General features: G+C 38.8%; 19 protein-coding genes. 7 read left to right on the top strand and 12 right to left on the bottom strand.

The window, feature by feature from the left end; genetic code table 11:
- The first annotated feature begins 170 nt into the window (after window positions 1-170).
- Window positions 171-2,675: a hypothetical protein gene (locus tag J8L85_RS13355; RefSeq protein WP_211017960.1), complete on the top strand. Its 2,505-nt coding sequence runs from the start codon at window positions 171-173 to the stop codon at window positions 2,673-2,675.
- 84 nt (window positions 2,676-2,759) lie between these two features.
- Here the strand turns inward: J8L85_RS13355 and ribB are convergent, their stop codons facing one another.
- The 11 genes from ribB to J8L85_RS13300 all read right to left on the bottom strand — a co-directional run bounded on the left by ribB (window position 2,760) and on the right by J8L85_RS13300 (window position 13,809).
- Complete coding sequence (gene ribB / locus J8L85_RS13350; protein ID WP_211017958.1) at window positions 2,760-3,902, bottom strand: 3,4-dihydroxy-2-butanone-4-phosphate synthase; 1,143 nt, start codon at window positions 3,900-3,902, stop codon at window positions 2,760-2,762.
- Window positions 3,892-5,403, bottom strand: a complete 1,512-nt coding sequence (locus tag J8L85_RS13345; protein ID WP_211017956.1) for an LptF/LptG family permease — start codon at window positions 5,401-5,403, stop codon at window positions 3,892-3,894. The genes ribB and J8L85_RS13345 overlap by 11 nt, the downstream gene beginning before the upstream one ends.
- A gap of 5 nt (window positions 5,404-5,408) precedes the next feature.
- Complete coding sequence (locus J8L85_RS13340; RefSeq protein WP_211017954.1) at window positions 5,409-6,053, bottom strand: outer membrane lipoprotein carrier protein LolA; 645 nt, start codon at window positions 6,051-6,053, stop codon at window positions 5,409-5,411.
- Between the two features lie 2 nt (window positions 6,054-6,055).
- Window positions 6,056-8,440 (bottom strand): DNA translocase FtsK, encoded by a 2,385-nt coding sequence (locus J8L85_RS13335; protein ID WP_211017952.1) that lies wholly within the window; start codon window positions 8,438-8,440, stop codon window positions 6,056-6,058.
- A gap of 61 nt (window positions 8,441-8,501) precedes the next feature.
- The gene (locus tag J8L85_RS13330; RefSeq protein WP_211017950.1) at window positions 8,502-8,867 is read right to left on the bottom strand and encodes a diacylglycerol kinase family protein; all 366 of its coding nucleotides are present in this window, start codon (window positions 8,865-8,867) and stop codon (window positions 8,502-8,504) included.
- A 15-nt stretch (window positions 8,868-8,882) separates the two neighbouring features.
- Window positions 8,883-9,389, bottom strand: a complete 507-nt coding sequence (tpx, locus tag J8L85_RS13325) for a thiol peroxidase (RefSeq protein ID WP_211017947.1) — start codon at window positions 9,387-9,389, stop codon at window positions 8,883-8,885.
- Between the two features lie 121 nt (window positions 9,390-9,510).
- Complete coding sequence (locus J8L85_RS13320) at window positions 9,511-9,768, bottom strand: hypothetical protein (RefSeq protein WP_211017945.1); 258 nt, start codon at window positions 9,766-9,768, stop codon at window positions 9,511-9,513.
- Window positions 9,749-10,063: a thioredoxin family protein gene (locus J8L85_RS13315; protein ID WP_211017943.1), complete on the bottom strand. Its 315-nt coding sequence runs from the start codon at window positions 10,061-10,063 to the stop codon at window positions 9,749-9,751. Before J8L85_RS13315 ends, J8L85_RS13320 begins: the two co-directional genes overlap by 20 nt.
- Window positions 10,064-10,139: 76 nt before the next feature.
- Entirely contained in the window at window positions 10,140-10,784 is a 645-nt protein-coding gene (locus J8L85_RS13310) for a peroxiredoxin (RefSeq protein ID WP_211017941.1), read from the bottom strand.
- A gap of 240 nt (window positions 10,785-11,024) precedes the next feature.
- Complete coding sequence (gene nhaC / locus J8L85_RS13305) at window positions 11,025-12,518, bottom strand: Na+/H+ antiporter NhaC (protein ID WP_211017939.1); 1,494 nt, start codon at window positions 12,516-12,518, stop codon at window positions 11,025-11,027.
- Between the two features lie 70 nt (window positions 12,519-12,588).
- The gene (locus J8L85_RS13300; protein WP_211017938.1) at window positions 12,589-13,809 is read right to left on the bottom strand and encodes an aminotransferase class I/II-fold pyridoxal phosphate-dependent enzyme; all 1,221 of its coding nucleotides are present in this window, start codon (window positions 13,807-13,809) and stop codon (window positions 12,589-12,591) included.
- Between the two features lie 152 nt (window positions 13,810-13,961).
- On the opposite strand from J8L85_RS13300, the gene J8L85_RS13295 reads away from it, so the two are divergent.
- Window positions 13,962-14,420 (top strand): Lrp/AsnC family transcriptional regulator, encoded by a 459-nt coding sequence (locus tag J8L85_RS13295; protein WP_211017937.1) that lies wholly within the window; start codon window positions 13,962-13,964, stop codon window positions 14,418-14,420.
- Between the two features lie 45 nt (window positions 14,421-14,465).
- Window positions 14,466-15,872: a dihydrolipoyl dehydrogenase gene (lpdA, locus tag J8L85_RS13290; RefSeq protein WP_211017936.1), complete on the top strand. Its 1,407-nt coding sequence runs from the start codon at window positions 14,466-14,468 to the stop codon at window positions 15,870-15,872.
- Window positions 15,873-15,974: 102 nt separating this feature from the next.
- On the opposite strand, the gene J8L85_RS13285 is transcribed toward lpdA, so the two are convergent.
- Window positions 15,975-17,159, bottom strand: a complete 1,185-nt coding sequence (locus J8L85_RS13285; RefSeq protein WP_211017935.1) for a heparan-alpha-glucosaminide N-acetyltransferase domain-containing protein — start codon at window positions 17,157-17,159, stop codon at window positions 15,975-15,977.
- A 129-nt stretch (window positions 17,160-17,288) separates the two neighbouring features.
- On the opposite strand from J8L85_RS13285, the gene J8L85_RS13280 reads away from it, so the two are divergent.
- From J8L85_RS13280 to J8L85_RS13265, 4 genes are read left to right on the top strand one after another with little or no spacing between them, the layout of a single operon-like run.
- A complete protein-coding gene (locus J8L85_RS13280) occupies window positions 17,289-17,828 on the top strand; it encodes an NAD(P)H-dependent oxidoreductase (protein ID WP_211017934.1) in 540 nt (179 codons plus the stop codon).
- Window positions 17,829-19,124: an anthranilate synthase component I family protein gene (locus tag J8L85_RS13275; RefSeq protein WP_247656658.1), complete on the top strand. Its 1,296-nt coding sequence runs from the start codon at window positions 17,829-17,831 to the stop codon at window positions 19,122-19,124.
- A gap of 40 nt (window positions 19,125-19,164) precedes the next feature.
- Window positions 19,165-20,472 (top strand): tRNA lysidine(34) synthetase TilS, encoded by a 1,308-nt coding sequence (gene tilS, locus J8L85_RS13270; protein ID WP_211017933.1) that lies wholly within the window; start codon window positions 19,165-19,167, stop codon window positions 20,470-20,472.
- Window positions 20,469-22,433, top strand: a complete 1,965-nt coding sequence (locus tag J8L85_RS13265; protein WP_211017931.1) for a thioredoxin family protein — start codon at window positions 20,469-20,471, stop codon at window positions 22,431-22,433. The genes tilS and J8L85_RS13265 overlap by 4 nt, the downstream gene beginning before the upstream one ends.
- The last annotated feature ends 27 nt before the right edge of the window (window positions 22,434-22,460 follow it).

Here is a 22,460-nt window from a genome sequence, read left to right as displayed (position 1 = left end):
CGAGGCACCTTTGTCGGTTTCTTTGTTGCTTTAATGTGAATTAACCTCTCTATTTATTTGAGACTAACATATGTTGCATCTTTTGCTACATATGTGGTACTTCTTGTTTTATAATTGTAATACTCTTGTTAGTGAGCTGATTGCCAGCTAATAAAGATATAATCACAATTATGGAAAACAAGAAATTCAGAGTTTTATACATTCTTTTTGTAGGTGTTTTGTTAGTGCTTATGGCATGTAGCAAAGATGAAACAAAAGGAGGGGATCCAAAAGAGGAAACCAAAGATCCGGAAATAGAGAATTTAAATATCTGTTTAAATATTAGTATTGTAGAACAGAGCCTATTTCCAATAGATAAAATCACGGTCAAGGGAATCTCGGATGATTTAAAGAATGATATTACTGCCGAGTTTTGGTATAAGGGCGAGTTTACCGATCTCGCAATGAACGTGGCGGAAGACGAAAATGGGGAATCTTTTATTATTGCTCCCATTCATCCCATATTGCCTTTAGAAGGAGGGGAGTTGCAGGTGGTGTTTAAAAATGGAGAGGGATCTCTTGTGTGCGATCCTATATCTTTTACGATAAATGAATTGCCAAAAGCGAACGGGTATACTAAAGAAGTAGCTTTGGCCCTAGATGTGCTTTTAACCCAGAGTACAGATTATTTAGGGATAGACAAAGCTTTGTTTGCCGGAGATCTGGAAAATTTAAACGCATCTTATTTTCCCTTTGCAATGATCTACAATTTATTACATAACGAGTCTACTGATTTTGCCTTATTGCCTTTTATAGAGAATACGGATGCCTTGGATTCCAATAGTGTAGATAAAGAAACGGTAATAGACCTGTCTGATCGTATTCTTAAAAAGTATGACCTTCTTGATTTGATAAATGGTAAGGTCGATGCTTTTGAACAAGCTGTGACGGCCAAAAATGAAACTTTAACTTCAATTGATCCCATAGACTGCGAAAATATAGATGAGGATGATTTGGCCATGCAGATGAACCAGATTTGGGATACTTTTAATTTTAGCTTAGAGGAAAAGGAAAAAATAGATAAACTTGCATTAGGGGCAAGTGCATTAAGTATCGTACCAAAAATATCTAAGGCAGGAGCGCTTGCGGGGTTTGCCATTTTTGCATTTCAAAAATTAGCGGAGGGATATCAAAATACCAGATTGTCCCAGTTAAATAAGTTAGAATTTACCATTGATCCTACCGATTTTATAGAAGAATCGGCATGTGACCCTGTCACTTATGGAAACATAAAGGTTTGGGCTTCCACGAAAGGTTGGGAAATGGATAAAGATCTTTTTGAATCCTTATTTCAAATAGGAAGTTTGGGACTTTCTTTTATATCGGTAGATGACGCAACGTCTACCGTTTTGGGAGCGGCTAGTCTGTTTACTGGAGAACAGTTGAATAATCTGAAAAAACAAGGGTATTTGGATGGTGATAGAGTGAAGATAGATTCTATTGCCTGTGGACCTATTAATATTGTCAAAAGCGAATATTTTTACGCAAAAATTAGTGGGGAATCTTTTAAACTCGATGAGGAAAATACGAGGGTATATCCATTAAAAGCTGGAACTTCTGAGCTTGAAGTTGGTTTAGAGTTAGAGGCATTTGGAGGGGTTACCATAAGTGCGAAGAAAGAATTGGTAATAAAACCGGTAAGCTTAAATTGGGTGCCCAATGTAGAAGTAATCAAGGTGACACCTGGCGAAAGTATTGATTTGGAGGTACAGTTACAAAATGCCTTAAATAAAGAATTAACGGTTACCACTCCTGAGGGGGCCATACAATATGTTGGTTTTGCGGATGACGGGGTCGCTTTTGGGGGAAGACAGCAATATAGGTTGTTTACACCATCGTTGGAAGAAATAGATAAATATCCTTTTACCGTGACGGCAGTGTTTGATTCGCAGGAATGTTTGCGTGGTAATGAGGATGCCGAACCCGTTAAAACAAGTATAATAATCAATGCTGACGTGCCGTGGTATATAGAAGTCTATACCTTAGAGGACGACTGTCTTGCCCCAGGTGATTACAGGCAATTTGACGTTAATCTTTCAGATGAGGATATCAAAGTTGTTTGGAGTGCTAAACACGAGGATAATAGCCCTGCAAACATTAGTAGTACTGGAGGGTTTACCGCTCCACAGAAATTAGGAAAATATTATATTACCGCTACGGCCGAAGAGAATTCTGAAGTTACCCATACCTTAGAGATAGAGGTGAAGAAATGTACCTGCTCTTGGGAATTTTCTGGCGGGGGCTTTGAACACAACTACGAACAGGCATGGTATAACATTAATGGAGATATGACCAATGGTACGCTGCAGATGAATTTGCATAATGATTTTTACAATGTTGGGGATGAGGAAATGATCGTAAATATGGATATATCATTTTTACCGGAAATAGGAGAGACCATGACTACTGGCGGCTTAAACGATGATAACCTTGCAAATAATCTTATGACTATTACAGGCCTGCATTTTCCGGATACGGTAGTAGGTCCTATTGGAATTTATGAAGTTACCATTACAAGAGAAAATGGGCACATAGAAGGTAGTATCACTGGAATTTTAAGGAATACCGTTACGGAAACGGAATTCCCATTCGAATTGGAATTTAGCGCCAGTGAAGGGTTGCTTAGTTGTGAGTGATCTAATAATATAAAATAGTGGGAGCGTAAAAAAGAGATAGGCCAGTGTAAAACACCGGCCTATCTCTTTTAGTTGTCCATATCGTTAGTAAGAAACGTACTCTACTATTTCTAGACCGTAACCGACAATTCCCACTCTTTTGGCTTGGGGACTATTGGTCAATAACCTCATTTTTGATATACCGAGATCATGAAGTATTTGAGCACCGATACCAAAATCTTTGGCATCCATATCTATTTTAGGTGCTTTATGAATACCTTGTTTTTGTAGTTCTTTCAGTTCCGATAGTCTTGATAGGAGGTTTAGCGATTCATAATCTTGGTTTATAAAAACAATGGCTCCTTTTCCCTCTTTATTGATGGCATTGAACATATCTTCCAATTTTTTATCGGGACTGTTGGTCAATGTTCCTAATATATCGTTGTTTATAAGGGTAGAATTGATACGTGTTAGTACATGCTCTTCTGAGTTCCATACCCCTTTTGTTAAAGCCAAGTGGATATGGTTATTGGTAGTTTGCTTGTAAGCACGCAATCTATACTCCCCGAACCTTGTGGTAATATCGAAATCTATTTCTTTGTTTATTAAACTATCGTGCTCCATACGGTAAGCAACCAAGTCCTCGATGGAAACGATTTTAAGATCAAACTTTTTGGCAACTTCAATAAGTTGCGGTAACCTCGCCATACTGCCATCTTCGTTCATTATCTCTACAATGATACCTGCGGGTTTTAGACCTGCAAGTCTGGCAAAATCTATAGCGGCCTCTGTGTGCCCTGTTCTACGTAGTACCCCACCTTCTTTGGCTACCAAGGGAAAAATGTGCCCAGGTCTTGCCAAATCGTGTGGTTTGGTAGCTTCATCGGTCAGTGCACATACCGTTTTACATCTATCGCCGGCAGAAATACCTGTTGTAACGCCATTGCCCCTAAGGTCTACAGAAACGGTAAATGCAGTTTCCATAGGATCGGTGTTGTTGCTTACCATCATGTGCAAGCCCAATTCTTTACACCTTCCTTCTGTCAATGGTGCACAAATAAGACCTCTACCATGGGTTGCCATAAAATTTACGGTTTCTGGAGTCGCCAATTCGGCAGCGGCTAGAAAATCACCTTCATTTTCCCTGTTTTCATCATCTACCACTATAATAACCTTTCCATTGCGAATATCTTCAATAGCTTCGGCTATGGTATTAAGTTGTATTTTATCCGGTGCACTAGTTGTCATCTGATCCACTTTTGTCTTTTTTCTTAAATAAGTTTTTAAAGAAATCTGTAACTACCCCAAAATTAACCATTCCCTTATCCTCAGTGGCCCTTTTGGTCAAAAATACGCCCAAAGGCAACATTATAAGGGTAGAGAGCCATGCGCCCAACATGGGGTGTATATTTCCCTCTTTGGCATAATTACCGGCAAAAACGCCAATAAAATAATAGATTAAAAATAAGATAATTGCGATAACCATGGGTAGGCCCAATCCTCCTTTTCTAATAATGGCCCCTAGGGGAGCGCCTACAAAAAATAGGATGATACAAGAAAAGGCCAATGCAAATTTATTGTGTAACGACAGTATATGCATGTTGTATATCTTATATCGTTTTTGCATCTCTTCTTTTTTTCCCCGTACGGAGTTCAATATATTGGTGGTATTGTTTTTGGCGGCACTTAAAACCTGTATTTGCTGCCAATCTGGAAATAGGTATAAAACACTCTCCTTTACAGAATCTTGCTTTGCTTTATTGGCTCTATAAAGTTTCAATTTTATCTGTCTGATAGAATCTTGCTTCTTTTGTAGCGCTGTTTTTGTTTTCAAGGTGTCTTTGGGGTCGAGCGGGGCGAAGACGCCCATACGACTTTCCATGTTTTTGGAAAAGGCTCTTACGATCCTATAATTGTCTTGTTTTAAAGAATCTATATCTTTTCTTAACCGAGAAATATTTTTCATTTTATCGGTGCTGATATCACGTTCGGCCTCCAAATCCTCTTTGTCCAGTTCGGGCACTTCAATATTCATCGTATAGGTGTCAAATGACGCCTTTGCATGTGGATATTTTAGTTTGTTCTTTTTAGAATCTACATCCTCGTAATAATGACCATTGGTCAAGACCAATTGTATTATGTCCGACTCTTCGCTACTGATAAGTTCTCCTTTTTCAGACTTAATGACCGTGCTGTTAACATTGCCCTTATTTTTAATGTGAATGATGACATTTTTTAGATATCGGTCGTTTTCACCATGTTTTTCGTCCACCTTAATATTCATTCCCTCAAAATCGCTAAATACACCTTCGGCGACTACGGCTGCGGGTTTTACCTTTGCTATATTCTTTCTTAGGTTGTAGATTTTTCGTTGGGATAAGGGGATGACCGTATTTGCAAAAAAGAAAGTGACACCGCCCAATAAGACCACAAATACAATAAGGCTCAACATAGACCTTTGAAGGGATATACCCGAAGCTTTCATGGCCGCAAATTCATAACTTTCGGCAAAAGAACCGAAAGTAAGGATAGACGAAAGTAGTACGGTCAGTGGTAATACTTTCTCTGTAAGGTCTGGCATTAGGTAGAAAAGAAATTTTCCGATAATGATAATATCCAGGCCTTTACCGGCAAGGTCATCAATAAAAAGCCAAATCGTTTGAAATATGAAGATAAACATCAATATTACAAACGAACTGACAAAATTAAATACGAACCTTGATAATATATACCGGTCTAGAATTCTCAAATTACCTAATTTCTTAAGATGTAGTACCCTTCATCTTTATATTTAGCCTCGTCAAAAGTAAATAAGGTAGATGACAGTGGTTGGTTTGTTTTAAAAGAATTAACAGTAATCGTGGTTTTGGTACCGTTCTTACCTGTTTCAATTAATCTGTAGATGTGTTTGGTACCCATGTCTATACCTAACAATCTAGATTTGATTTCTGTTTCAGAATCAATAGGGGTTAATTTTATGTACTGTATTTTTCTGCCTTGTACATTCTGTAGAATGTCCCATTGATAATTATGGCCTTCTTGGTAAAATGTAAGCATTTTAGAAGGCGTCATGGCATCTTCGTCCTCTGAAAGGTCCTCTATGGTAACTTCCTCGTTTTCTGGTACTATAGTGTATACTTTGTTTCCGTCATAAAGTTGTTTGGATCCTAGGTAATTGAAAACATATTTTTCTCCTGCCAAGGTGACGTCTCCTCTGGTTTCTTGATTTATGCCCGCTTCCGCATTTCTTAGGTCAAATCTAAAGTCCACAAAAATGTTGTCGTAGCTCTTTACTTTTTTGTACACCTCGTCCAATAAAGCTTTTGCTTTTTCAGAGTTTTGGGCACTTAAAAAATTGGCTGAAAGCACAATGGTTAATACAAGTAATACTTTTTTCATTTTTATTTTATTTCGTTATCCAATAATTGTTGCAGGGATGCCATATCCGGTACAAGCACCTGTCTTGCTTTGCTGCCTTCAAAAGGGCCAACGATTCCTGCGGCCTCCAATTGATCAATGATCCTACCTGCGCGGTTATATCCCAATTTGAGTTTTCGCTGAATCAACGAGGCTGATCCCTGTTGGGCAATTACTATTACCTCGGCCGCTTCACGGAACATTTTATCCCTATCGGCAATATCATAATCAACACTCGTGCCAGAATCTTCTCCTACATATTCTGGCAGCTCATGAGCTTCTGGGTATGCTCGCTGAGAACCTATATATTCTGTAATCTTGGCAACCTCGGGCGTATCCACAAAAGCACACTGAATTCGGGTTACGTCATTACCTTGAGTGTATAGCATGTCTCCACGACCTATAAGTTGGTCGGCGCCCTGTGCATCTAAAATAGTTCTGGAATCTATCTTCGATGTTACCCTAAAGGCGATCCGTGCCGGAAAGTTGGCTTTTATAATACCGGTAATTACGTTTACCGATGGCCTTTGGGTCGCTACGATCAAATGTATACCAATGGCCCTTGCCAATTGTGCCAGTCTTGCGATCGGCGTTTCAACTTCTTTGCCCGCTGTCATGATCAAATCAGCAAACTCATCTATGACCAATACTATATACGGTAAGAACTTATGCCCGTCGTTGGGGTTTAGTTTTCGGGCCTTAAATTTTGTGTTGTACTCTTTAAGGTTTCGTACCATGGCCAGCTTTAGAAGCTCATAACGGTTGTCCATTTCAATACAGAGCGAATTCAAGGTGTTTATTACCTTGGTATTGTCAGTAATGATGGCTTCTTCTGAATCTGGTAATTTTGCCAGAAAATGGCGCTCAATTTTATTGTACAAGGTAAGTTCCACTTTTTTGGGATCTACCAAGATAAACTTAACTTCAGCCGGATGCTTTTTGTACAGTAAAGAGGTAAGTACGGCATTTAAACCTACAGATTTACCTTGGCCCGTAGCACCTGCCATTAATAAGTGGGGCATTTTGGCAAGGTCCACCACAAAAGTTTCGTTGCTAATGGTCTTACCAAAGGCAATGGGAAGTTCCATTTCCGCCTTTTGAAATTTGCTCGATGCAATTACCGAACGCATAGAAACTATAGTCGCATTTTTGTTAGGCACCTCTATACCTATGGTTCCCTTACCGGGAATAGGGGCGATAATACGAATGCCCAATGCTGCCAACGATAGGGCTATATCATCTTCCAAGTTTTTGATCTTGGAAATTCTGACACCAGCCTCGGGGACTATTTCATATAAAGTGACCGTAGGGCCAATGGTAGCCTTTATTTGGGCAATTCCTATTTTGTAGTTTTTAAGGGTTTCTACGATCTTGTCCTTATTTTCTTCAAGCTCCTCTTGGTTTATAGTGATGCCACCGGTAACCCCATGTGGATCTAAAAGGTCTATCGTAGGAAATTTATAATTGCCAAGTTCCAAGGTAGGGTCAAACTCGCCAAAATCGTCTACCAGTTTACTTGCAAGTACATCTACTTCTTCGGGCTCTTCTACGATTTGTTCCACTTCCATGGCCAACTGCTCTTCTGGCTCCGGCTCTTCGGGGAAAGCGATTTCCAAATCTTTCTTTTCTGTTTTTGTTTCCTTTTTTAAGTGGGGAATCTCTTCTTTGTGGGTGTAAGTGTCGATTACGACAGGGGTTTCCTCTTCGGTACTTACAATAGAAGGCTCTTCTTCGGTTTTTGTTTCTTTTTGATTTTTGAATTCTGATGATAAGGCCTGTTTTTTAGACTTAAAGAAAGAGGCTACATCCTCTGGTGTTACATTGAACAAACGCACCAAAATAAATACCAAACCAAATACCAATAGTAAAAGAACGCCTATTTTGCCGGTGTAATCCTGTAGAAAATCATTCATTTCATATCCTACAAGCCCACCTAACAAAGGACTTTTTACCGCAAAAAATCCGAAAGCGATAGAAAACCAGATCAGGAAAATAAATCCCCAGATCCATTTTTTCCATAACCCTTTTTTATCAAGGCCCAAAAACATATAGATGCCCGAGAGGCATAAAAGAAAGGGGAAAATAAGCGACGCGATTCCAAATCCCTTGTAGACAAAGAGATGACTGATGCTAGCGCCAAACTTGTTCAAAAGGTTTTTGGCCTCTTCGTTACGGTTCTTAAACTCAGAAAGAATGCTTTGGTCGTCTTGCCAAGTAAAATAGAAAGAAACAAAAGAGAAAAACAAGGCAATGCTGAAAAGTATCAATAAACTACCCAAAATAATTTTATTCTGTTTAGATAGTTTAAAGGGGTTACCTTTCTTTGCCGATTTTGCCTTGGGCTTTGTTTTGGTTGCCTTCTTTGCCATGAAATCTTTATTCTGGGGGCAAAAATACAAATTTACCCCCTAAGCCATCAGACTATAATTTTTAAAAAATTTTCGGAAAATAAATAATACAGCCGATAATGCTCGATGCAATGGATACGAGCATAACCGCACCTGCAGAAATATCTTTTATGAACCCGATTTTTGTGTCAAAATCTGGTTGTACATAATCGGATATTTTTTCAACGGCGGTATTCATGCCTTCAATACCCAATACCATAGCGATCGCAAATATTTGTAAGATCCATTCGGTATTGGAGATTTCGAAGTAAAACCCTGCGGCCGTCATTACGATCGCAATGAATATTTGGATTTTTATACTCGCCTCGGTCCTGATCAATAATAGGGCACCGCGTAGGGCAAAGCCCACGCTCTTAATGCGATTTACCAAAAAAGATTCTTTGGACATGTTCGTTTTTGGATATTATGAATCCATCAAAGCTTCAAGAGCTGCTTTATAATTGGGTTCATCAACAATTTCTGATACTTGTTCGGTATAAAGTATGTTGCCGTTTTCATCTAATACCACGACAGCCCTAGAATGCAATGGAGCCAAGGGACCATCGGTAAAATCTAGATTATAGCCTTTTCCGAAGTTGCCGTCCCTAAAGTCGGATAACATCTCAACGTTCTCTATACCTTCCGCTCCACAAAACCTGGCTTGTGCAAATGGTAGATCTTTAGATATGCAAAGAACGATCGTGTTGTCCAATTCAGCGGCTTCTTGGTTAAATTGTCTTACAGATTGCGCGCAAGTGCCTGTATCTACACTTGGAAATATGTTCAATACCAATTTAGATCCAAGATAGTCTGAAAGCTTCACGGTAGATAAATCGTTTTTTGTCAATTCAAAATCAGGAGCTTTACTGCCTTTTTCCGGTAAGTTTCCTAGTGTGTGTATTTCATTTCCCTTTAGGGTTACAGTAGCCATAATCAGTGTTTTTACGTTTAAAGTGTGAAATTATAAAATATTAAGAGGATATGTAAGTGAATATAAAAATAAACGGCCACTCTTTTATGAGTGGCCGTTTAAATAAAATGTTAAACCTGTACTAAGAGTCTATAGATCCCATGACCCTGGACATAAAACTGTTCAAGGCCTCTTTTTTGGGCACCCCTTCCTTGATGGCTTTGTTAACCTCTAAAGCACCGTACATGTTAGAGATCAATTCGCCGATAACATCCAGTTCTTCGTCTTTTAATGAAGAAACTTCCGTTAGGTCCTCTAAGGTTTCTATAGTCTCGATCAGGTAGTCCTCATCGTTCTTTTCAATAAAATTGGTCAAATGTTTAATTACTGGCAACTTCATTGATCAACTCTTTTAGAACATCATATTTATTGGTCTGAACCTGACTTTTGAACTCTCCATCAGAGAATGCCGCAAAAGTTGGTAGGTTGTCTACCGTGGCCAATTTTCTGCTTTCAGGGAATTTCTCGGCATCGGCAATTACAAAAGTAATGTCCTCATGGGTGGTAGCCTCTTTTTTAAATTTAGGCTTCATTATTCTACAATTACCGCACCAGCCCGCAGAATATTGCACGACAACATTTTTGTTCTCGGCAATAATCTCCTGTAAATTGTCTTTTTCTAATTCTAATACCATTTTGATCTTATTTTATGTTTACACGTTACACCAATGCAAATGCGTTTGGTGTAACGTGTTTTATGAATGGTTAATTTTAGTTGGCGTGTGCAGCCAAATAGTTGGCAACACCATCCCTATTGGCAGTCATGGCTTCTTTGCCTTCTTCCCAGTTAGCTGGGCATACTTCGCCATTCTTTTGTACGTGTGTATAGGCATCGATCAAACGAAGGTATTCGTTTACATTTCTACCTAAGGGCATATGGTTGATGCTTTCGTGAAAGACAGTACCTTCTTCATCTATTAAATAAGTGGCACGGTATGTTACGTTGTCACCTTCTACCATTACCAAACCAGTGTTTTCGTCATAGGTTTCATTGGTAATGTCCAAGATACCTAATGTTGAAGCTAGGTTTCTATTGCTATCCGCTAAAATAGGATAGGTAACACCTTCAATACCACCATTGTCCTTAGAAGTGTTCAACCAAGCAAAATGAACTTCTGCCGTGTCACAAGATGCACCGATTACGATGGTGTTTCTTTTTTCAAATTCTTTTGCCGCTTCTTGAAAGGCGTGTAGTTCCGTTGGGCATACAAAAGTAAAATCCTTTGGATACCAGAACAATACTACTTTTTTGTTGTTTTTTTGAGCTTCTTCCAAAACGTTTATTTGGAATGTGTCGCCCAAATCATTCATTGCGTTAACTGTTAAATCTGGAAATTTTTTACCTACGTAAGCCATTTTTATAATTATTTATTTGATTCATTTTGAAGCAAATTTATAATCAATATAGGTCTGTTCGTATAATCCGAAATAAGAAAAATCAATACAATAATAATTTTTTCAAATAAGTGAATATAGGTAGGTGGATTAGTGTTAATGTTAAAATATAACAGGATGATTTTTGAGTTATCGACAATAAAACCTGCCTAAAAATAACGAATGCATAATTAGACTTTTTGTTAAATTTTTGTAAAGAATTTATCCCTGGTTGATTTTGGAAGCCAACTGCTTTATTTTGATATTGAAAGCGGCAAAGATCAAGGTCATTATAGGGCTCAGCCAGTTGAAAATTGCGAAGGCAAAGTATTCCGCTACGCCAACTCCCAATACACCGCTGTGGTATGCTCCGCAGGTGTTCCATGGTACTAATACGGAAGTTACGGTACCCGAATCCTCTAAGGTTCTACTTAGGTTTTCAGGGGCCAGACCTTTATCGGCATAGGCCTTTGAAAACATTTTACCGGGAACAACTATAGCAAGGTATTGGTCTGATGCGGTTACGTTCAGTGCCAAACAACTAGCGACCGTACTGGCAAAAAGCCCGAAAACAGATTTTGCCATGCTTAACAAAGCACTGCTTATTCTAGAAAGTGCGCCAATACCGTCCATAATACCACCAAACACCATTGCACATATTATCAGCCAAATAGTGCCCATCATGCCTGCCATTCCCTTTGCTGAAAACAAATCGTTTAACGCTTCGTTATCGGTAGGTATCGAGGTGTTTACGGTTATGGCGTTCATGATACCCTTGTAACCTGACTCAAACGTTAGTTCCGACGAATTGGTAAGGCCCGCTACAATAGTAGGTTGAAATATAAGGGCAAACACTCCCCCAAGAAGTGTTCCTATCAATAAAGCGGCCAATGGTGGTGTTTTTTTTACGATCAAAAATATTACGATTATCGGTACGATAAAGAGCCAGCCATTAATCGTAAAAGTGTTATCGATAGAGTGAAGTATTCCTTCTATGTCCGGAGCGTTTCCAGAGGTATCTAAATTAAAACCGATAATAACAAAAACCAATAATGTTGTAAGGATGGTTGGTACTGTGGTCAGGGTCATATATTTGATATGACTAAAAAGTTCTCCTCCGGCCATAGCGGGTGCCAGGTTCGTAGTGTCGCTCAAGGGAGAAAGTTTATCGCCAAAGTATGCGCCAGAAAGCACTGCTCCGGCAGTCATCCCCAATGAGATGCCAAGAGCCTCTCCAATACCTATCAAAGCGATACCCACGGTGGCAGAGGTGGTCCAGCTGCTGCCCGTCGCTACCGAAATAATAGAACAGATAATGACACAGGCCGCCAGGAAGATCGTAGGGTTCAAAATTTGCAATCCGTAATATATCATGGCAGGAATGATACCGCTTATCAGCCAAGTGCCCGCCAAGGCCCCCACCATTAACAATATAAGTAAGGCGCCCGTGGTAGATTTTACGTTCTCGGCCACTTCGGCTACCATTTGTTTATAAGATACTTTGTTCAAAAAACCTACGATAGCGGCCACGGCCCCACCCATTAGTAAAATAAACTGGTTGGATCCGCTTAAGGCATCATCGCCAAAAACAAATACATTATAGGCCAACATTCCTACGAGGGCTACAACGGGAATCAAAGCTTCAAAAATATTAAGTTCTCTATTTTCTACGATATGTTCGTTTTCCCTATGTTCGTCGGAATTTTGATCTATCATCAACTCGGTTTTTGGTTATCCTGTAATATTACGATTTATGAAAAAGATGTGCAACTAGAAGTGGGCTATGCTAGACATTACTGGTGTCCGGTTGTAGTATTTCTAAGTCTATCATACATTTTTTCATTAATTCGTAAGTACGTTGAATGTCATCATCCAAACCTATTGAAAATCGAATGAGTCCTTCTCCCAATCCCATAGAAATCTGTTCCTCCATAGGTATTTCAGAAGATGTCGAAGAACCTGGTGCGCTAAACAGGGTCTTATAAAAACCAAGGCTTACGGCCAAATAACCCAGTTTTTGTTCTTGCATCATTTCCATAAGGGTATTTGCTTTTTCCAAAGACCCTACATCCATGGTCAATAGGCCTCCATAGCCGTATTGGGGATTCATTTGGTCTTCCATGATCAAATGGCCGCTATGTGATGGTAGTCCGGGGTAAATTACTTTTAGCCCGTCTTTTTCAAATTTTTCCGCTAAAAAGTGGGCATTTTCACTGTGCTTTTTAATACGTATGTGCAATGTCCGCATGTTTTTAAGGATGGAGGCACTTCTAAGACTGTCCAAAGTACTGCCCAACAACATTCCGGCACCGTTGTTTACATCTTTTAAACTTAAACAGAATTCTTTGGTGCCACAGACAACACCGGCAACGGCATCACTGGTACCGTTAATGAATTTAGTGAGACTGTGGATAACGATATCCGCGCCTAATTTTGCAGGTGTAATGGTCAATGGAGAGAACGTATTGTCTACGACCAAGGGAATATCGTTTTCCTTTGATATGCGAGATAGCGCAGAGATATCGGCTACTTCCAATAAAGGGTTGCTGACACTCTCACAATAGATCATTTTTGTATTGGGCCTAATAGCTTTTCTTATGGCCTCTAGATCGGTGATGTCGATAAAAGAGGTGGTAATATCAAATTTCTTTAGAAAGTTTTTCATAAAGGCATAAGTGCCACCATAAATGGTTCTACTACTAATTATATGGTCTCCGGCATTACATAACTGTAATATTACCGCGGTAATGGCACCCATGCCACTGGCGGTAACGTTTGCCGTTTCGGTACCTTCCAAAGCGGCCAATGCTTCCCCTAGATATAGATTGGAAGGGGAGGAGTGCCTACTGTACAGGTAGCAGCCTTCGGTGTTGCCCTCAAAGGTATCGAACATGGTTTTTGCAGATAGAAATGTATAGGTGGAAGAATCTGATATGGAAGGATTAACACCTCCGTATTCTCCGAAATATTGTAAATCCTGTAAATCGTTGGCTTCTTTATGACTCATAATTAAAATGTTTGTCATTAAAAATACAGTAATGCAGATATATTGTCAATAGATGTGATTATATATAGTAAATTTATCTAATTATAAGATTTATTTGGATATTTCATCTATCGTGATGCATAGGTGGCACTAAAATCAGAAAATTATTCATTATGAAATTCGACAAAATTGATATAAAGTTATTGGGGCTGTTACAGTCCGACTGTAAAAAGACTACAAAGGAGTATGCGAATACGTTGGGGCTTTCCGCAACGGCTGTTTACGAACGGATCAAAAGGTTGGAAAGAAACGATACGATTAAATCGTATGTGGCCCTAATAAATAAGAACAAGGTAGAAAAAAGTTTTACGGCTTTTTGCCATGTAAAATTAGTGCAGCATACACAAGAGAACATTCGTCATTTTGAAAATGCAATCTTAAAGCTGGAAGAAGTGGTGGAGTGCCACCATTTAAGTGGTGATTTTGACTACTTGTTAAAAATTCATGTTAGGGACATGGAGGATTACAGGGAGTTTATGGTGTCAAAATTAACAGCTATGCCGCATATTGGGAGTACGCAAAGCTCTTTTACGATAAAAGAAGTAAAGCATTCCACTGCAATACCCCTCTAAAAATTAAAAAAGCATTAATTTTACAATAGCAAAAAAAATAAATTTATGAATCAATATGATGTGGCCATTATTGGCTCTGGTCCTGGAGGATATGTTGCGGCAATACGTTGTGCGCAATTAGGAATGAAAACTGCAATAATCGAAAAATACTCCACATTAGGAGGTACTTGTCTTAATGTAGGATGTATTCCGTCAAAAGCATTATTGGATTCTTCGCATCATTATGAAGACGCCGTTAAACATTTTGAGGAACACGGCATCGATATTCCTGGTGAGATAAAAGTGAACCTTGAGCAAATGATCGCTAGAAAGCAAGGTGTTGTTGATCAAACGACCAAAGGCGTTCAATTTTTAATGGATAAGAATAAGATCGAGGTGTTTGAGGGGGTAGGTAGTTTTAAAGATGCCACCCATGTAAATATCAAGAAAAACGATGGTAAGACCGAAACCATCGAAGCAAAAAACATTATCATAGCTACGGGTTCAAAACCTTCTACCTTGCCATTTATCAAAATAGATAAAGAGCGTGTTATTACGTCTACCGAAGCATTAAAATTAAAAGAGGTTCCAAAACATTTAATTGTAATCGGTGGAGGTGTCATTGGATTGGAATTGGGTCAAGTATACAAAAGATTGGGTGCAGAGGTAACCGTGGTAGAGTACATGGATCGTATTATACCAGGTATGGACGGCGCTCTTTCAAAAGAATTGACGAAAGTGCTAAAGAAGCAAAAAATGAAATTTGCACTTTCGCATAAAGTTAAATCCGTTGAACGAAAAGGAGACAAGGTTACGGTAAAGGCAGATGACAAAAAAGGAAAAGAAGTGGTATTCGAAGGGGATTACTGCTTGGTATCGGTTGGAAGAAGACCTTATACCGACGGGCTTAACCTTGAGGCTGCAGGTGTAAAAGTAGATGAGAGGGGCAAGATAGCCGTAGATGACCATTTAAAGACCAATGTAGATAACATCTATGCGATAGGTGATGTTATAAAAGGGGCCATGTTGGCGCACAAAGCCGAAGAAGAAGGTTCTTTTGTGGCCGAACAGTTGGCAGGTCAAAAACCTCATATTGATTATAATTTAATTCCGGGAGTTGTATATACATGGCCAGAAGTAGCCGCGGTTGGAAAAACTGAGGAAGAGCTTAAAGAGGCAGGTATAGCATATAAAGTAGGCCAGTTTCCGATGCGTGCTCTAGGGCGTGCAAGGGCTAGTATGGATATTGACGGATTTGTGAAAATATTGGCCGATGAAACTACGGATGAAGTTCTGGGCGTGCATATGATCGGTGCCCGATGTGCAGATTTGATTACCGAAGGGGTAACTGCAATGGAGTTTAGGGCATCTGCGGAAGATATAGCCCGTATGAGCCATGCGCACCCAACGTATGCCGAAGCGGTAAAAGAAGCTGCCCTAGCGGCTACCGAAGACCGTGCGTTGCATGTGTAATAGAGAATTACAATTTATTTAGGATAAAAAAAAGCAGCCTTTATGGCTGCTTTTTTTTGTTTTAACAAGTAGCTGTTTCTTTATAGTTGGTAGCGAAAAGAACTAACTTTTTATAAAACCGAATAACTTTACAAGTTTGGATATAAAGGTTCTGGTGTGCCCTAAAAGGATGACGATAAACTTTTCTGTCTGAAGTCTAATAATAGTGAAGACCTTTTTTAGGCTTTCTTTGATTTCTGTTTTTTTGTCCTCGTAACGCAAGGCCAAATAAGAACATACGATCATAAATGAAATGGCACCGGGTACAACCACCCATGGGGTAAGGGTATGGTGAAAAAAACCATACAATCCCAATCCGGTGAAACTTCCATATAAAATAATGAAATGAATTACATAGATAGAAAGGGTACTTTGCCCTAATCGTAACCCCGTCTTATTGGTCAAAAATTGTCTAAACAACATAAAAATGGAGAAAACGATCAAAACGTCACCCAAACGAATAAACAGGTAGTTGTTAAAATAGATGTCACTAAAAACCTGAATGCCCGTTATATTCGATATACTTAAAAAGAAATTGGAAGAGTATAGAATAAGGGCCAAACCAACGATTACGGACAATGAAATTGCCGTAGGGTAAAGAAATTTACTGTTTTTGTATTTGGTAAATAGTACGGACATAAAACTACCAAAAGTGGTATAGCCGAACCAAGGAAAAATAGTAAAGACAGAACCATTTGTTTTGGTAAAATAGTTGGCTAGCCATTGTGGCAAAACGTTGAAATTTAGAGTTTTGTAGGCGGGTTCTAAAATAAAGAGGATAATGGTGACCGATAGTAATATACTGGCGAAAACCCATTTTTTTGCTTTAGCGCTACTTAAATAAATTAAGATAATACCTAAAATGGACAGCCCTATACAGTGCAGTACATCTACCAGATAAAAAGAACTATAGATCTCGCCCTTTAAAAGACCAAATAGATTAAGGCGCAATAAATACCCTATGATCAAAAGCTCAAAACCTCGTTTGATTCCTTTTTTTACCCTGGGATTGTTCCATCCGACTTGTGGAACCTTAATAAGAAGATAAGTAAATATAAACCCTGAAACGGTAAAGAAAACGGGGGCTGTAATTCCCCTAAAATATTTCCATGTACTAAATAGTATATTCGAATTGTCACGAAAGGCATTGTCCAGAAGGCCATCTATAAAGTGCCCTTGGAGCATCATTAATATGGCCCATGCCCTAATGGCATCAATAAAATATAACCTTTTTTGGTGATCGTTCATTTTATCTTTTGGTATCCTATATACTTAATTTACAGTATGCTTAGATGTTAAAACGGCAAAATTATATAAAATACTGGCAACTCAATAGGTTTTGGCTTATTTTCGTACCATACTTATTTTCAAAATTTTATGGCGTATATTTTTGGTTTTGCAGGCAGTAATTCATCTACATCCATTAACTATCAATTGGTTAATTATACCGCTAGCCTGATCGAGGATAGAGAGGTGCGTTTAATGAACATGTACAATTGTCCTTTTCCTATGTATAGTGAAGATTATGAAAGAGAAAATGGCTTCTCCAATTCTTTGGTAGAGTTCAAGAACGATATTCAAGCTGCAAGCGGTATACTCATTTCCGTAAATGAACATAACAGCAATCCATCGGCATATTTTAAAAATCTTATAGATTGGCTGTCTAGATTGGATAGGGAATTTATTAAGGATAAAAAGGTAATGCTCATGGCAACCTCTGGCGGTAAGCGCGGAGCTATCGGTTCTTTGGAGGTTTGTGAAAAATTGCTGGCCCGTTTTGGCGCTATAGTCACAGGAACATTTTCATTGCCAAGTTATTATGAGAATTTTGATAAGGACAAGGGTATCGTGGATGCAGACTTGGCAAAAGCGCACGGCACGGTCTTAAAAGAATTTTTAGAAGCAACTTCTTACTAGTTGAGGCAAACATTTTCGCATAGCGTTACGGATATTGAAGCTTTTAAGACATCGATGTTGGTGTGGGCCCAACAATTCGATGAGGCTGTTTTGCTCGATAGTAATCAGTATACCGATACCTATAATTCGTATGACGCCATTTTGGCTGTAGACGGTCTTACCGGTATATCTACCGATTCATACGAGGCATTCGATGATCTTAAAGAATATCAACACCAGACCAACGATTGGATTTTTGGGTATTTGTCCTATGATCTTAAAAATGATACCGAAAAACTGGTTTCCGATAACTACGATGGCTTGGAGTTTCCCGAACTTTATTTTTTTCAACCTAAAAAAATAATAAAGATAAAAGGCGACAAAGTAGAGTTTTGTTACCTAAATATGGTTTCGGATGAAATTGATTCGGATTTAAAGGAAATACTCGATATTAATGCCCTACCTGAAGAGGGGAGAAAAGAAAAAGGAGATATTAAGATAAAGATGAGAATCTTTAAGGACGAATATTTTAAGCGTCTTAAAGAAATATTGAGCGCTATACATAAAGGTGATATCTATGAAGCTAATTTTTGTCAAGAATTTTATGCCGAAAATGTTTCTATAGACCCTCTGGGTACCTATACAAAACTGAATACTATTTCTAAGGCTCCCTTTGCGGCCTATTTAAAATTATTCGATAAATTTTTACTGTGTGCCAGTCCGGAACGATATCTTAAAAAATCTGGAAATAAAATTGTATCCCAACCCATAAAAGGTACCGCGGCAAGATCATCCTCGTTGAAAAAGGATCAAGAGCTAAAAGACAAACTGGCATCGGACACCAAAGAACGTTCAGAAAATATTATGATCGTAGACTTGGTGAGGAACGATCTCTCTAAGAACGCCCTTAAGGGCAGTGTTGTTGTAGAAGAGTTGTGCAAGGTGTATTCTTTTGAGCAGGTACACCAGATGATATCTACCATTACCTGTGAGGTGGCATCTGCGGAGAACCCTGTGGATATTATTAAAAATACTTTTCCGATGGGAAGCATGACAGGCGCCCCGAAGATTTCGGCCATGCAAATTATAGAAAAGATGGAATCTTTTAAAAGAGGACTTTATAGCGGAGCGGTCGGATATTTTGCCCCCAATGGCGATTTTGATTTTAATGTCGTTATTAGAGGTATTTTATATAACGAGACAAAAAAGTATCTTTCTTATGCCGTGGGCAGTGCCATCACCGCCAAATCTGTACCCGAAAAAGAATATGAGGAATGTTTGCTGAAGGCCAAGGCAATGCGGCAAGTTTTAGAATAATGCATATGCGCTTACATCGCTAAATGGTTAACTTTGCATTATGCTAGATGATTTTAAGACACATGTTTCCAATGATTTTCCGGAACTATTAAAAGGTCCATTTTTACTGGCTTGTAGCGGTGGTATAGATAGTGTGGTTTTGGCCCATTTATGCCATTCATTGAACATGGATTTTTCTCTGGCGCATTGTAACTTTAATTTAAGGGGAGATGCCAGCGATGGTGATGAGCTTTTTGTTAAAGAATTGGCTGAGAAGCTAAATAGACCCTTATATGTAACTCATTTTAATACCACTGGCTATGTTCAAAAAAACAAGGTTTCCGTTCAGGTGGCAGCACGTGAGTTAAGGTATGCCTGGTTTAAAGAGATAATGTCTGAACATGGTTTGGGTATTTTGGTAACCGCACACCATGCCGACGACAATCTAGAAACATTCCTTATTAATTTGTCAAGGGGTGCCGGTATAGATGGGTTAACGGGTATACCGGTTAAATCGAACAATGTTTATAGGCCTTTGCTCAAATATTCTAGAGAGCAAATTTTAGAATACGCACAAAAAAATGGTGTTCAGTGGCGAGAGGACGAGAGTAATAAGGATACCAAATACTTGCGAAACAAGATTAGGTTGAACATTATTCCAAAACTAAAAGAGTTGCACCCTACTTTTCTTCACAACTTCAACAATAACCAAAAGTATTTGAACCAGACCCAGGCGATAGCAAAAAATGAACTGGAGAACATTAAGGGTAGATTGTTTGTAGAAGAAAACGGAATCATTAAGATACCCGTTAATGAGTTGAAAAAGTTAAAGCCCTTAGAGGCCTATCTTTATGGTTTGCTGAGCGACTATGGTTTTACCGAATGGAACAATGTTATGGAGCTGCTGGATTCCATGAGCGGGAAACAGGTGTGTTCCGAGAATTTTACGCTTCTAAAGGATAGGGAATATTTGATGTTGTTTGGTACTTTGGACAATGAAAATATAGAATATACCATAGAGGAGGGGGCAAGCAACATACAATCTCCTATTAAACTAGAGTTTTCAGTAGTTGAAGAAAACAAAGAGAATGTTAAAAATGTAATTTTTTTAGATAAAAACACGTTAAAGTATCCATTGAAGTTAAGAAAATGGAAAAAGGGCGACTATTTTTATCCATTGGGATTTCATGGCAAAAAAAAGTTGTCGAAATACTTTAAGGACGAAAAAATGGATCTTCTTGCCAAAGATGCGCAATGGCTATTGTGTTCCAATGATGAAATAGTCTGGGTAATAGGCAGGCGAGCTGACGATCGTTTTAAAATAAAGGATTCTACGACAAAAATATTAAGGGTAGCATTAAAAATATGAGAGGTATTATTTTAGTTTTTTTTCTGTTTTTAAGTCAGGTTGCAATTTTTTCGCAAGACGACGATAACCCCGTAATTTGGAGTCATGAGGTGAACCAGCTTTCCGATACTGAGTACGAGCTTATTGTAAAGGGGGATATTCACGAAGGGTGGCATGTGTATTCGCAATATACCGACGAAGGCGGGTCTTTGCCCAGTGAGTTTACTTTCTATGAGGTAGGTACCGATTATGAGCTTGTTGGTGAAGCAAAAGAAAGCGCCACTCTTAAAGAATACAGCGATATTTTTGAAGTAGAGGAAACCTTCTTTAAAAAGAAGGCCGTTTTTACGCAAAAAATAAAGTTATTGAAACCCGACGTAAAAAAGGTCAAGGTGAACTTGTTCTATCAGGTCTGTAAAGAGGTGTGTATTCCTGCGGATATAGACTTTGTTTTTTCTTTGGATGGTTCTGAAATAGCTACTGATGTAGCCACAATAGACAATAAAAGCAAGGCCCTTACCTCAAAGTTAAAATTAGACTTAAAGAACAAAGAGTTGCTTACCAAGGGTCAAGAGAATATTGGCAGCGGTTCTAATCTATGGATTATTTTCGGCCTCGGCTTTTTAGGTGGGTTGATCGCATTGCTTACCCCCTGTGTGTTTCCTATGATACCTCTTACCGTTTCGTTTTTTACCAAACAATCACAAAAAAAGTCAAAAGGTATTGCAAATGCACTTTTATATGGGTTTTTTATAGTGCTTATTTATTTTCTGTTAAGCCTGCCATTTCATCTATTTGATTCGGTAGATTCGCAAATATTAAATACTATAGCCACTAACGTATGGCTTAATCTGGCATTCTTCGCCATATTTATTTTCTTTGCCTTTTCGTTCTTTGGTTATTATGAACTTACATTACCAAGTTCTTGGGCAAACAAGATGGATGCCGCTTCCTCAAAAATCGGAGGGGTGTTGGGTATATTCTTTATGGCCGTTACCCTGGCCATCGTATCGTTTTCTTGTACGGGTCCTATATTGGGGGGCTTGCTGGGAGGAACCACGTTAGCGGAAGGTGATATGGCGACTAATTTAACAGCAGGTATGACCGGTTTTGGTGTAGCGCTGGCATTTCCTTTTGCCTTGTTCGCCTTGTTCCCGGCATGGTTAAATTCTTTGCCGAAATCAGGAGGATGGATGACCACGGTAAAAGTAGTGCTAGGCTTTTTAGAAATTGCCTTGGCGCTTAAATTCTTATCAAATGCCGACCTTGTGGGCCATTGGGGACTACTAAAAAGAGAGGTTTTTCTAGGTATTTGGATATTTATAGGACTTTTGATGACCTTATACCTTTTTGGTTTATTTAGGTTTCCGCACGATGGGCCAAAAGCAAAATTATCGGTAGGGCGAAAGTCGGTAGGGCTCATCAGTGCCCTGTTTACTTTGTATTTGATTCTTGGTCTAACAAAAGTGACCGACCTTAAATTACTGAGTGGTTTTCCTCCACCTGAGTTTTACAGTGTCTTTGAACAAGAATCCGATTGTCCGCTTGGTATAGATTGTTTTAAGGATTTTGATGAGGGGTTGGCCTTTGCTAAGGAAAACAACAAACCTATTCTTTTAGATTTTACGGGTTGGGCTTGTGTCAACTGCCGTAAAATGGAAGAAAACGTGTGGAGCGAGCCCGATGTATACTCGATGATTAAAAATGATTACGTGCTTATATCGCTCTATGTAGATGATAGAAAAGAACTTCCGGAGAACGAGCAATTCGATTTTCAATATGATTCCGGTAGAATAAAACGTATTCAAAATATAGCCCAAAAATGGGGTACTTTTCAGGATGTAAATTTCAATGCGGTTTCACAACCTTTTTATGTACTGCTTTCGCCTGAATTGGAAGTGTTGAATAGTTCTATTCAGAACACCGATGCCGAAACCTATGAGACTTGGCTGAAAGAAGGGTTAGGGCGTTTTAAACAGTAGGTCTAGGTGTTTTTAAACAAGATATAT

It is taken from the genome of Maribacter sp. MMG018, assembly GCF_018100785.1.
In the GTDB taxonomy this organism is placed as follows: Bacteria; Bacteroidota; Bacteroidia; order Flavobacteriales; family Flavobacteriaceae; genus Maribacter.
This window is presented reverse-complemented; position numbering and strand designations above follow the sequence as displayed.

Bases quoted from the DNA above. Each gene is read 5' to 3' on its own strand.
- J8L85_RS13280 (WP_211017934.1), top strand. From the start codon at position 17,289: ATGGCGTATATTTTTGGTTTTGCAGGCAGTAATTCATCTACATCCATT.
- J8L85_RS13265 (WP_211017931.1), top strand. From the start codon at position 20,469: ATGAGAGGTATTATTTTAGTTTTTTTTCTGTTTTTAAGTCAGGTTGCA.
- J8L85_RS13310 (WP_211017941.1), bottom strand. From the start codon at position 10,784: ATGGCTTACGTAGGTAAAAAATTTCCAGATTTAACAGTTAACGCAATG.
- tilS (WP_211017933.1), top strand. From the start codon at position 19,165: ATGCTAGATGATTTTAAGACACATGTTTCCAATGATTTTCCGGAACTA.
- J8L85_RS13295 (WP_211017937.1), top strand. From the start codon at position 13,962: ATGAAATTCGACAAAATTGATATAAAGTTATTGGGGCTGTTACAGTCC.
- tpx (WP_211017947.1), bottom strand. From the start codon at position 9,389: ATGGCTACTGTAACCCTAAAGGGAAATGAAATACACACACTAGGAAAC.
- ribB (WP_211017958.1), bottom strand. From the start codon at position 3,902: ATGACAACTAGTGCACCGGATAAAATACAACTTAATACCATAGCCGAA.
- J8L85_RS13335 (WP_211017952.1), bottom strand. From the start codon at position 8,440: ATGGCAAAGAAGGCAACCAAAACAAAGCCCAAGGCAAAATCGGCAAAG.
- J8L85_RS13320 (WP_211017945.1), bottom strand. From the start codon at position 9,768: ATGAAGTTGCCAGTAATTAAACATTTGACCAATTTTATTGAAAAGAAC.
- J8L85_RS13330 (WP_211017950.1), bottom strand. From the start codon at position 8,867: ATGTCCAAAGAATCTTTTTTGGTAAATCGCATTAAGAGCGTGGGCTTT.
- J8L85_RS13300 (WP_211017938.1), bottom strand. From the start codon at position 13,809: ATGAGTCATAAAGAAGCCAACGATTTACAGGATTTACAATATTTCGGA.
- lpdA (WP_211017936.1), top strand. From the start codon at position 14,466: ATGAATCAATATGATGTGGCCATTATTGGCTCTGGTCCTGGAGGATAT.
- J8L85_RS13355 (WP_211017960.1), top strand. From the start codon at position 171: ATGGAAAACAAGAAATTCAGAGTTTTATACATTCTTTTTGTAGGTGTT.
- J8L85_RS13285 (WP_211017935.1), bottom strand. From the start codon at position 17,159: ATGAACGATCACCAAAAAAGGTTATATTTTATTGATGCCATTAGGGCA.
- J8L85_RS13340 (WP_211017954.1), bottom strand. From the start codon at position 6,053: ATGAAAAAAGTATTACTTGTATTAACCATTGTGCTTTCAGCCAATTTT.
- J8L85_RS13315 (WP_211017943.1), bottom strand. From the start codon at position 10,063: ATGGTATTAGAATTAGAAAAAGACAATTTACAGGAGATTATTGCCGAG.
- nhaC (WP_211017939.1), bottom strand. From the start codon at position 12,518: ATGATAGATCAAAATTCCGACGAACATAGGGAAAACGAACATATCGTA.